General features: G+C 33.7%; 8 protein-coding genes. 7 read left to right on the plus strand and 1 reads right to left on the minus strand.

Going from position 1 to position 12799, the window contains the following annotated elements; genetic code table 11:
- The first annotated feature begins 50 nt into the window (after nt 1-50).
- From LL966_RS01740 to LL966_RS01755, 4 genes are all read left to right on the plus strand, one after another.
- Nucleotides 51-1514, plus strand: coding sequence for an AAA family ATPase (locus LL966_RS01740; protein ID WP_229349599.1), 1464 nt, complete (start codon nt 51-53; stop codon nt 1512-1514).
- A gap of 276 nt (nt 1515-1790) precedes the next feature.
- The gene (locus LL966_RS01745) at nt 1791-2645 is read left to right on the plus strand and encodes an EamA family transporter (RefSeq protein WP_229349601.1); all 855 of its coding nucleotides are present in this window, start codon (nt 1791-1793) and stop codon (nt 2643-2645) included.
- Nucleotides 2646-3103: 458 nt separating this feature from the next.
- Nucleotides 3104-4390, plus strand: coding sequence for a Glu/Leu/Phe/Val family dehydrogenase (locus tag LL966_RS01750; protein WP_229349602.1), 1287 nt, complete (start codon nt 3104-3106; stop codon nt 4388-4390).
- 132 nt (nt 4391-4522) lie between these two features.
- Nucleotides 4523-5746, plus strand: coding sequence for a sterol desaturase family protein (locus LL966_RS01755; protein ID WP_229349604.1), 1224 nt, complete (start codon nt 4523-4525; stop codon nt 5744-5746).
- 220 nt (nt 5747-5966) lie between these two features.
- Here LL966_RS01755 and LL966_RS01760 read toward each other — a convergent pair whose 3' ends face one another.
- Complete coding sequence (locus tag LL966_RS01760; protein ID WP_229349606.1) at nt 5967-7565, minus strand: DUF6377 domain-containing protein; 1599 nt, start codon at nt 7563-7565, stop codon at nt 5967-5969.
- A gap of 480 nt (nt 7566-8045) precedes the next feature.
- Here LL966_RS01760 and LL966_RS01765 point away from each other — a divergent pair, with 480 nt between their 5' ends.
- From LL966_RS01765 to LL966_RS01775, 3 genes are all read left to right on the plus strand, one after another.
- Nucleotides 8046-8567, plus strand: a complete 522-nt coding sequence (locus LL966_RS01765) for a DUF5004 domain-containing protein (protein ID WP_229349608.1) — start codon at nt 8046-8048, stop codon at nt 8565-8567.
- Between the two features lie 8 nt (nt 8568-8575).
- Entirely contained in the window at nt 8576-9658 is a 1083-nt protein-coding gene (locus LL966_RS01770; protein ID WP_229349610.1) for a hypothetical protein, read from the plus strand.
- A gap of 119 nt (nt 9659-9777) precedes the next feature.
- Nucleotides 9778-12792, plus strand: a complete 3015-nt coding sequence (locus LL966_RS01775) for a SusC/RagA family TonB-linked outer membrane protein (RefSeq protein ID WP_229349612.1) — start codon at nt 9778-9780, stop codon at nt 12790-12792.
- Nucleotides 12793-12799 lie beyond the last annotated feature (7 nt).

Genomic DNA, 12799 nt, shown 5'->3' on the forward strand with positions numbered 1-12799 from the left:
TGCATCTAACATAATCCAAATCAATAATAAACAATCTATATTTCAATAAGATGGAAATCAATACTATAAAGACATTAGGTCAATTAAAAGCCGCTGGATATAAAAGTACAAGCATAAAGGATGAATTGCGAAATAATCTTCGCGAAAAAATTAAATCTGGAAAACCTGTTTTTGAAGGGGTTCATGGTTTTGAAAATACCGTAATTCCAGAATTGGAAAGAGCTATTTTATCACGTCATAATATCAATCTTTTAGGGCTTCGAGGACAGGCGAAAACTCGTTTAGCGCGTAAAATGATTGAATTATTAGATGAATATATTCCGTATGTTTCTGGTTCAGAGATCAATGATGATCCGTTAAATCCAATTTCGCGCTTTGCAAAAGATTTAATTGATGAAAAAGGAGATGAAACTCCCATTTCATGGTTGCACAGAAGTGACCGTTTCTTCGAAAAACTAGCAACTCCAGATGTAACGGTTGCCGATTTAATTGGTGATGTTGATCCAATTAAAGCAGCAAATTTAAAATTATCGTACGCAGATGACCGCGTAATTCACTTCGGAATGATTCCGAGAGCCAATCGCTGTATTTTTGTGATAAATGAATTGCCCGATTTACAAGCGAGAATTCAAGTGGCTTTGTTTAATATTTTGCAAGAAGGCGATATACAAATTAGAGGATTCAAATTGAGAATGCCTTTAGATATGCAATTTGTTTTCACAGCAAATCCAGAAGATTATACGAATAGAGGAAGTATTGTTACGCCTTTAAAAGATAGAATTGGTTCTCAGATTCTAACACATTATCCAGAAAGCATTGCAATTGCCAGAACGATTACAGAGCAAGAATCTAAATTAGATCAAAACCAGGCTGATATTGTTTATGTGCCAAGTTTAGCAAGAGATATTTTAGAACAGATAAGTTTCGAAGCCCGCGAAAGTGAATATATAGATAATAAAAGTGGTGTAAGTGCCAGAATGAGTATTACGGCATTTGAAAACTTAATAAGTACAGCAGAACGACGTGCCTTAATTTCTGGTGTCGATAAAACAACTTTACGTTTATCAGATTTTATTGGAATCATTCCGGCGATTACTGGAAAAGTAGAATTGGTTTACGAAGGAGAGCAGGAAGGGGCAGATGTTGTGGCTGAAAGCCTTATAGGTTCTGCTATTCGAACTTTATTTCCTGAGTATTTTCCAAAAATAGAAAAACTCGAAAAACCAGACGAAAAAACGCCTTATTCTGATGTGGTAGAATGGTTTTTTGCAGAAAGCGGTTTCGAATTATTAGATGATGCTTCAGATAAAGACTACAAAAGTATTCTGGACGAAGTAACGCCATTAGATGATTTATTGAAAAAATACCAGCCGCAAACAGCAAAAGAAGATGAATACTTTTTGAAAGAATTTGTTTTGTGGGGATTAGTAGAATATAGAAAATTAAGTAAGGACCGATTTGCGAAAGGAAATCAGTTTAGAGATATTTACGGAAGTTATATCAGTAAATTCTAAGAAAGGGAATATTTTAATTTAACGTTTAAGTTGTTTTTAATCGTTTATCATTTACTATAATTAATCTGTATAATATCTGCCTTAATCTGTGCAAATCTGCATGAAAAATCTATGCGTAAAAATTGTTTCTCGCAGATTTAAAAAGATTTTAGCAGATCAAATTAGATTTTGTTTAATCCAACAGTTTAAGATTTAATCTGGTCTAGCTGGTTTTTTAAAACCGGCTGGGCTTTTTTATTTGACAAAAGATTACTTTTACAATCCAAAAATGAATTTATGTTATTCCTTATATTAAGTATTCTTTGCAGTGTTATTGTAGGCGTTATATTCAAAATTTCCAGAAAATATGAAGCCAATCCGTCTCAGATTATTTCATTAAATTACGTAACAGCTTTAACGCTTTGTTATTTTACGTTTAGTCCAGATGTTAAAGCAATTGATCATAATGCGCCGTTAGAAATTTATACAGCAGTCGGAATTTTGCTTCCTATTGTATTTTTATTTTTGGCACTTTCTATAAAATTTATGGGAATTGCCAAAACCGATGCCGCACAGCGATTATCACTTTTTATTCCCATTCTGGCATCTTGGTTATTGTTTAATGAAGCCTTTAATACCTACAAAGTAATTGGGGTTTTGGTTGGGTTTTCAGCACTTTTATTCATCCTTAAAAAACCATCAGACAACACAGAAAATAAATGGATTTATCCAACAATGGTTTTGTTTGGTTTCGGTATTGTTGATATTCTTTTTAAGAAAATTGCTTTATACACTGCTGTACCTTATACGACTTCCTTATTTTTGGTTTTCCTGATTTCGTTTGCAGTTTCACTAGTCATTGTTATGTATAAAGCATTCGTAACAAAAGAAAATTTTGCAGTTAAAAATATTCCTTTTGGACTGCTGGTCGGAATTTTTAACTTCGGAAATATATTATTTTACTTAAAGGCGCACAAAGCATTTTCAGAAAATCCATCGACAGTTTTTGCAGGAATGAATATGGGTGTAATTATTCTTGGAACGGTAATCGGAGCTTTTTTCTTCAAAGAGAAATTATCTAAAATCAATATTTTAGGATTGGTTTTAGCTTTAACAGCAGTAATTTTTATCGTTTTTTCGCAATTACAATAATTTTTTTAACGCCGTAATTCTTTAGTTTACAGTAGTTTTAATGACTGTTTTTAAAAATTGTAAAAATAAACTCGACTAATTCTATAGAATTTATAAATATATTTTTGTAGCTTTGCTTCAACAATGAAAAACTATAGCCGAAATATTAAGATGTCTTTCCATTGCAGCTTTGCGATGTGCTGCATGTTGAATCACGTTTTGAAATGGCGTTAATAGAGAAAGTACTTGTTAGTTATTTTTTTTTTTAGCCTTTCATTGCACCATGAAAGGCTTTTTTTTGAATCGTTAAAAAATCTATATATGAGAACCAATAGAAATTTAAAAATTTTGATGCGCAGCTGTCTGATAAAGATTCCGTGTTGTATCAATTTTAAGAGATAAGAAGAAATAAGGAAAATCTTCGAAGCAGAAGAAATTCAATACTATAAAAAGATAACCCAAACCTAAAAACTATAAAAATGAGCTCAGAAATTATAAAACAGAATCCGTTTCAATCGATGATTGATCGCTTTAATATCGCTGCAGATATTTTAAAATTAGACGATTCGCTTCGTCAGAAATTGCAGCGCCCAGAAAAACAAATTACTGTAAATTTTTCAATTGTTTTAGACAACGGAAACGTTGAGAACTTTGAAGGATATCGTGTTATTCATAACACAGCATTAGGACCTTCAAAAGGTGGTATTCGTTATGATACCGCCGTAAATTTAGACGAAGTAAAAGCACTTGCCGCCTGGATGACCTGGAAATCTGCTGTAACTGGAATTCCCTTTGGTGGAGCTAAAGGCGGCATTATTTGCGAGCCAAAAAATCATTCTAAAACAGAATTAGAAAAAATTACAAGAGCTTACACGAAAGCTTTAGCTGATATTTTCGGTCCAGAAAAAGATGTTCCTGCACCGGATATGGGAACAGGTCCAGACGAAATGGGCTGGCTAATGGATGAGTTTTCTCTTTTGCACGGAAGACCAATTCATGCTGTGGTTACAGGAAAACACTTGCATTCAGGAGGGTCTTTGGGAAGAGTAGAAGCAACAGGAAGAGGCGTTACTATCATCAGTATTTTGGCGCTTCAAAAACTAAAAATCAGACCAGGGAGAGCAACGGCAGCAATTCAAGGTTTTGGAAATGTAGGATTGCATTCTGCTTTGTTTTTATACGAAAAAGGAGTGAAAATTGTTGCTGTTAGTGATGTTTCAGAAGCTTTTTACAATCCAAATGGAATCAATATCCCAGAGCTGATTTTATATTATAATTTAAATAATAAAACCATAAAAGGCTATCCGAATTCGGTGGCGATTAAACACAAAGATTTATTGCTTTTGGATGTTGATGTGTTGATTCCTGCTGCAAAAGAAGATGTTATTACACAGAAAAACGCAGGAGATATTCAAGCAAGAATTATTGTGGAAGGTGCCAATGGACCAGTTTCTTCAGATGCAGATCAGATTTTACATGATAAAAATATATTAGTTGTTCCTGATATTTTAGCCAATGCGGGCGGTGTTACAGTTTCTTATTTCGAGTGGCTTCAGAATTCGCTTTTGGAGTCTTGGAGAATTCACCAGATCAATAAACGTCTGGAGGATATTTTAGAAAAAGGTTTTGAAACTGTTTTTAGAGTGGCAGTAAAACATGATGTAACGCCTCGTATTGCTGCTTATATAATTGCTTTGAAAAAAGTAGCCGAAACACAATCGGTTAAAGAAGTAGCGCTGGAAGCTCCTTTGTTTAAGCAGAATTAAATCAGGTTTACTTCGTAAAAGATCATTTTCGTTGATTACGTTTTTTGTCTACTAAAAAACGTGATTGATGGAAATGTCTTTTTCGTTTGTGCTTTAGAATACCATTTTTAGAATCGAAAAATATCAACCAAAATGAAAAATATCAATTTTCTTGCATTTGCCATGCCGGCCTTTTTTCTTTTTTTATTTTTAGAATACAAGCTTGCCCAACGCAGAAAAAGACCTGAAATCTTTAATTATGAAAGTTCTGTCTCAAACATTTCAATCGGAATTGCAGAGCGTTTAATTAACTTATTTATTGCAGCCAGTTTTTACCAGCTGTATTACTTGATTTATGATAATTACAGATTATTTGATATTCCGAGTAATGCCTTAATTTGGTTTGCGCTTATTCTCGCAACAGATTTTGTCTGGTATTGGTATCACCGATTAGGCCACGAAGTCAATTTTTTCTGGGCAGCACATATTGTACACCATCACAGCGAAGAATTTAATTTTACGGCCGCCGCCAGAATCACTACTTTTCAGGCTATTATTCGAACGGGATTTTGGTGTGTTCTCCCTTTTGTTGGTTTTCATCCAAGTATGGTTATTACCATGCTTATTGTTCATGGTGCTTATTCTTTCTTTACGCATACACAATTGATTGGAAAAATAAAATGGCTGGAATATGTTTTTGTAACACCTTCTGTTCATGGCGTCCATCATGCATCTGACGAAAAATATTTAGACAAAAATTACGGCGATATGTTTACGTTTTGGGATCGTCTTTTTGGTACATTTCAGACAGAAGAAGAAAAACCAAAATACGGATTAACGCATCCGCTGAAAAGTTACAGTTTCTTATGGCAGCATTTTCATTATTACTTCGAAATTTACGAATTATGGAAACGCTCAAGCGGATTCAAAGCGAGATGGAAAGCCATTTTTGGAAGTCCGGCGCATATGGATCAAGACATTCGTCCGATTCTGGAAAAGCGTTTTCTTCAGGATAAAAGTAATCCGCATCAACGACTTCGGTTTAGAAATTACCTTTACATACAATTAGGAATCTGCACTTTGATTCTAACGGTTTTCACGTATTACTTTGATTATTTGCAAGCTTACAATAAGATATTTGTACTTTCATTAGTTATCCTAACTTTAATTAATTGTGGTGCTTTGCTAGAACAACGAAAATGGATTTATTATATTGAATACACTCGTATTCTTATGATTACGACTTATTTTTTATACGAAGAGGATTTACTTGTGTTTTTCTTTGTTCCAATTGCAATTATGATTTTTATCGAGCAATTGTTTTCATTGAGTAAGATTTATCAAAATACGATTTTGCAGCTGGAAAGTGTTGAATGATTTTAGATATAGTCCCAGAGGGACGAAATATTTATAGAAAACATATTTGTTTGAGATAAAAGAGCTCCAGCGGAGCGACATATAAATTAAATATGCCGCTCCGCTGGAGCTCTTTGGCGGTGTGCTATTATATTGTTTCTATAAATATTATGCTTCTCCGAAGCACTTGAAATGCTTTAATATAAAAACTTAGAACCTTAGCATCTAGTTTCTCAGAACCTTAGATAGTCTTAATCTCCATAATTTTCTGCTCAAAAGTATCTTTAAAATCAGATTTACTTTTGATTCTGGTTTTATACGTATAAATTGTAGCTACAGAAAGTTCTAAGAATTCTGCCATTTGATTACTGTCTTGAATTCCTAATCTGTACAAGGCAAAAATTCGCAATTCGGTATTTAAAAGTTCGCCTTTTTTGACCAGACATTTATGATCGTTTGGAAAAAGATTATTAAAATCAGTTACAAAAGTGGGAAATAATTTTAAGAAGATTTCATCAAATTGATGGAAAAGATTTTCGCGTTCTTCCTTTACATTATAGCGCTTTAAACTCGCAATAACTTCATCTGTTTTTTTGGTGATGATTTTATGCAACGTACTTTTCTGAATATGATCTATTTTATTAATAAAAGCTGATGTTGCCTTAATAAAATACGTAATATATTCTTCTTTAATTGCATTGGCTTCACTCAGACTCACATTCATTTCCTGCAATTGCAAATACGAAGAAGCCATAATTTTACGAGCTTTATTTTTCTCTTTCAGTTGTTTGAAAATAATACCCAAAAAAACAAAAATGATGACTGTAAGAATCGTCAAAAGAATAATGATTTTTTCGAGTTTATCATTCTTATCTTTTACGTTATTCAATTGTGCTTTTTCTATAATAGGCAAAATCGACGAAATCTCAATTTTTCGATGTCTGGCGTTGTAGAAAGTAGCATCGTCCATGGCGATGTTGATGTATTCGTTGGCTTTGTCCAAATAACCCATTTTAAAGAGTTCGTTGGCTAAATTCCGAAGCGCTACCGTTTCTTTGGTGGCATTTTTGACATCAGCGATTGCCGCCATTGCTAAATATTGAATGGCTTTTTTGGTGTAACCCCGTTCAGAATAAATATAGCCGAGACTCGAAGTGGCAATTCCGTAATAATCTGGCGGAAGATTATAGTTGTTAATCCAGTAACTGAAAGCAAATTCGGCGCCGCGCCAATCTTGTTGTTTTAAGCGTTTCAGACTTTCTGCTGCCCAATATTCATTCGTATTAGTTTCGATTAATTCTAATGCCTTTTTTAAAAAATGATTTCCTTGCTGGACATAATGAATATTAAAACGCTGATCCCGATTATAATCGGCTAAATCATAATACGCACGCGCTTTGATGTTGTAATATTCAAATTTATTTTTGATGTCTAGTTTCGTGTCATCAATAACATTTAAAGTGTCAATTGCTTCTTTAAAAAGTCCAGAAGACAAAAGCACAAAACCTTCTTTAATTCGACTTTTAGATAAAAACTTTGGATCTTTTAAAACTTTGGCTTTGATTTTAGATTGCTCCAAATAATAATAAGCCGAGTCGTATTTAAAAGATTTGTATTCTTCAAAAAGTGATATATAACAATTATACAGCTCTTCATTGTTTTGATTGAGTGTAAACTTGGATATGTTTTTCTTTAAAGATTCAATTTTTCGATATTTCTGTTTCAGGTAAACCTCTTTTTTCAAGAGCACCTGATCTAATTCTTCTAAATATGGATTCGTCTCTTTCGCAGTTAAAGAAAATCCGATAATGAAGAAAAACAGCATGATTATTCTTCGCATGATTTAGGTTTTGGTTTAGGGTAAGGTTGGTTTTTGTATAGTTAGTTAATTCGTTTTAAAATTATGATAAGTTTGAGAATAATAGAAAACTCGCTTTTTTGGAATTTTGTAATTCGTTTAATAACATCACTTTAAAAGATGATTTTGGAAGTAAAAACGAGTGGTAAATGTTAAAAACAGTCAATTTGTTTGCAATTATACAATAAAAACAGGTTATATAAATGCATAGTGAAAAAAATATACCAAATATTTTACATATTGTCATTTTTACCATTAAAAAACTACTGATTTTTATCTAAACATCATCTTGATTTTTTAAATATAAAAATAAATATAAAATATTGATTATCAGTGTTTTGTTTTAAAAATTGTCTGAATTATATCTTGATTTTTATCCGATTTTTTTTTTAGGATTTATTTAACTTCTAGCTTCGTGGTATCCTTTTGAAGGGGATAACAAACTAACAAAAACCAAAATTTATGAAATGTAAAAGTCTTTATTGGTTAGCTTTTATGATGTGTTTTTTTGCAATTAGCTGCGATAACACAGAAGACGGAAGCTACGTAGATCCGATTACCCTTTACGAAAAAGTAAATGGAAATTGGGGATTAACAAATCTCAAAATGGTCGATGAAGTTGCCAAGGCAAGCAAGATCGAACCAAACGAAGAAAACTTGAGTACTTATTTCAACTACGAAGATTTTAAAATCAAATTTAACGTAGACGAAAAGAACAAACCAACAAGTTATGAAGTTACCGGAAATGTCCCTCCGTTATTTGCTCCAAAGGGATACTGGGCATTAAGTTCAGATTTTCAACCAACTAATACTGGTACAAACAAAATCTACTTGTACAGTGATGCGCAGAAAACTCAAAAAACAGATGAACTTCGATTGATTTCTGTTCCAGGAAAAAATGAAGAGATGCAAATTCAATTGACTCGTACTTCGGGCGGAGTAGATTTTGTGTCTTATGTATTTAAATTAAATGCTATTAATTAAAAAGTAATATGAAAAAGTTTATATATACAATTTTACTTGGCTTGTTGATGGCTCCTAATTTTATTAAGGCGCAAGAAGCCGCAGGAGCTGTGGGGCCCATGTCATCATTTCCTGTTGTGTACAAATATGATGAAAAAGTTACCTGGTATTTTGATATGTCAGCATCTACATTTGCTGAGACAGAAGATTTATACATCTGGATTTGGTCTCCATCTGAGCCAGATGCTGGAAATTGGGAGCATTCTTCAGATTTTGCAAAACTAAAATATGAAGGAAATAAAATATGGAGTTTTACTTTAACACCAACAGTTTATTTTTCTAAAACACCTGCTGAAATTGCAGCAAGCGCTGGATTTTGGTTCCGTTTGAAAAACTTTAACGGATCTAAACAAAGTGAGGTTGCCAATATGCCTTACACTGATTTTTCATCATTTTATACTTCAAATGAGTTAATCAGATCGTATCCTTCAAAACCTTTAATTGATAAACCAGTTAGTATTTTATTCAATTCTAATTTGAAAGAAGGTTTTGCAGGTGTTCCAAGTGTTCATTTTCATAGTGGATTGAATAATTGGGCTGTTTTACAGGAATATCAAGCTTGGCTTCCAGAGATTTCTGAAAAAACAAAATTGAAAGATCTTGGAAACGGTTTCTACAGAATGGATTTGATTCCGCAGCAATATTACAATCCGCCAGCAGGTTTTGTTATGGAAAACATTACTTTCTTGATGGTTGCAAAAGATTGGACTACTAATTCTGGCGATCAAATTATTTATGCTGGAGAATTTATTCCTCCGCCGCCACCAAGTTTTAGCTTTTTTCCATTACAAATCAGTCAAAGAGATTTTCTTGGAATGTCTAGAAAAAATAACGAAGTAGGTGTAAACAAATTAATCTACACGATTACTGCCGGAACAAAAACATTTTCTGGTGAGTTTTCTGGAGGAACTACAGAAATCAAAGGTTTTGTCAATCTGGTGACAGAATTGAACGGACTTTCGAATTTAAACGAAATCCATGTTTTGGTGAAAGACAACAAAGACAAAACGATTTCAGATACGATGATTCCGCTTAAAACTCTAGACAAATAATCACTATTAAATTAAAACACCAATTCTAATGAAATGAGCATAAATGAAAAGTTGGTCGTAAAACCAATAGTTGATATGCGAATTACATATGACAGATAAAAAACAATAAATAGTTTCATATGAATAGTAAAAATACAAAAAGCGTCCTGCATCAAATGTGGACTGCTAAAGGAGCGGTATTGATGATTTTTATGCTTTTTCTCTCTGCTTTTACATTCGCGCAGACGAAAAAACAAATCACAGGAACCGTTTATGATAATACGGGAACGGTTTTGCCGGGAGCTTCAATTATTGAAGTAGGAACAAAAAACGGAACTACAACAGATTTTGATGGAAAATTCAGTCTTCAGGTAGCCGCAGGAAGTGCTATTGAAATTTCGTTTATCGGAGCAACAACACAGAAAGTTCAGATTACTGGAAATAACAATTATGAAGTTCGTCTTCAAAATGATGGTTATGCATTGGCAGAAGTTCAAGTCGTTTCGGTTGGTTACGGAAAAGTAAAAAAATCAGATTTGACTGGAGCAATTTCTACCGTTGGAGCAGATGATTTGGTAAAAGGAACTATTTCTTCTACAGAACAGGTTTTACAAGGAAAAGTAGCTGGATTAAATATTATTCGTCCTTCTGGAGATCCTGCGGCAGGTTCTACAATTCGTCTTCGTGGAGGAACTTCTTTAACGGCAAGTAATAGTCCGCTTATTGTTGTGGATGGAATTGCAGGTGTTGATATCAATGTGGTTCAGCCATCTGATATTAAATCGGTTGACGTTCTTAAAGATGCTTCTGCAACAGCAATTTACGGTTCTCGTGGAGCAAATGGAGTAATTATGATTACAACAAAATCGGGAACAAAAGGTGTTTCTGTAGTTTACAATGGACAAACTAGTTTTGGGTATGTAAATGATAATTTAGATCTTCTTTCGGCAAATCAATGGAGAGGTTATGTACGCCAAAACGGACTAGCAGATGCCGTAGATTACGGAGGAAATACCAATTGGCAAAAAGCTATTGAACAGACTGCCATTTCTCAATCTCACACTTTAAGTATTAATTCTGGTAAAGCAGACAGTGGTTTTAGAACGTCACTTTCATACTTAAATAATGAAGGAGTAATTAAAAGATCTGGTTTAGAAAGGTTAAGCGGAAACGTTAGTGGTTACCAATATCTTGGCGACAATAAAGAAGTAAAATTCGATATGGGATTATTTGCAAACATTGACAAATGGCACCCAATTGATTATAGAATTTTTGAAAGAGCTTATAATTTAAATCCAACCATTCCGGTTTACGATTCAAATGGGAATTTTAGCGAAGTGACGGGAAATATTTACCAGAATCCAGTTGAAATTTTAACCAACAGAACTATTGATAATGAAAGACATAGACTTCTAGGTTATTTCAAAACAGATGTGAAATTCTTAAATGATTTTACTGCTACGGCTAATATTTCGTTAGAACATAATGCTGTAAAAGGAGGAACTTACAAACCATCTTACGCAGTTATGGAAGGACAGACTGAAGGCGGTTTCGCACAAAGAAGTTATGGAGAATATACAAATGCTCAAGGCGAACTCTATGTAAATTACAGCAAAATAATCGACAAACATAATATTAGTGCTTTGGCAGGGTACTCATATCTTGAAAATATTTATGAAGGTTTTGGAGCTCAAAGAGGCGGTTTTGTAACAGATGCTTTTGGTTATAATAATTTAGGAGCTGGTTACAACTATCGTTTGGGTGATGTTTACTCGTACAAAGGAAAATCAAATTTAGTTTCTTTTTACGCACGTGCCAATTACGGTTACGATGGTAAATATTTATTGACAGCAACAGTAAGACGCGACGGATCGAGCCGTTTTGGAGAAAACAATAAATGGGGAACTTTTCCTTCTGCTTCTGCGGCGTGGAGAATTTCTAACGAAGAATTTATGCAATCTTCAAAAGGCTGGTTAGACAACTTAAAAGTAAGAGTTGGTTACGGAGTTACAGGAAATCAAGATGGAATTGGAGAGTATAAATCGCTTTCTATTTTAGGAGTTGGAAATGACAGTTATTACGATCCAGTTACTAAAACGTGGAGTTTGGCTTATTCGCCAAAACAAAACCCGAATCCTGATTTGAAATGGGAATCTACAGAGCAAATTAACGTTGGTTTCGATTTCGGACTTTTCAATAGAATTACGGGATCTTTCGAATGGTATTCTAAAACAACAAAAGATTTATTATATACGTATGAAGTGCCTCAACCACCTTATTTAGTTGGAACAATGTTGGCAAACGTTGGTGAAATGTCTAATAAAGGAGTCGAATTGACTTTGAATGCAGATATCATTAAAGGAGATAAATTTAACTGGAATGCTAATTTAACTTTAGGACATAACGTTCAAAAAATCGAAAAACTTTCCAATCCAACATATAAAACAGATGTTATTTACAGCGGATCTCTTCATGGTTTAGCGGGTATGTCTGGACAGTATTCTCAAATTATTGCAGAAGGATATCCAGTGGGAACTTTCTGGGGATTCAAAAATGCAGGTTTAGATGCTGATGGAAAAATTCAATATTACAACGCAGCCAATGAAGTGGTCGCAGAAAGCGCTTTGGTTGATGCAGACAAAAGAGATTTAGGAAACATTCAGCCCGATTTGACTTTAGGTATCGGAATGAATTTTACTTACGGAAACTTTGATCTTGGAGTTTCAGGATACGGAATGTTTGGTCAAAAGGCATTAAATGCAACCAACATGATGCTAAACGATCCAAACAGATTACCAGCATTTAATGTTCCAGATGATTTCTTAAACAGCGGTCTTACTTCGGCTCCAAAATATTCAGATTACTGGATCGAAGATGCTTCATTCTTCAGACTTCAAACACTTTCACTAGGGTATACATTGCCATTAAAATACAAAAAATCGAAAGTTAGATTCTATGTAATGGGAGAAAATCTATTTGTAATTACAGGTTACAAAGGTGTAGATCCAGAGATTGGTTTAAATGCTCAAGACGGAATAAATCAAACTGGTGTAATGGATCAAACTGGTTTGGCAGCTCCTGGAATTGACCGATACAATAATTATCCTCGACCAACTACCATTTCTGTTGGACTAAATTTTACGCTGAATAATTAAGCGAATT

Source organism: Flavobacterium chungbukense, assembly GCF_020805785.1.
GTDB classification, from domain to species: Bacteria; Bacteroidota; Bacteroidia; order Flavobacteriales; family Flavobacteriaceae; genus Flavobacterium; species Flavobacterium chungbukense.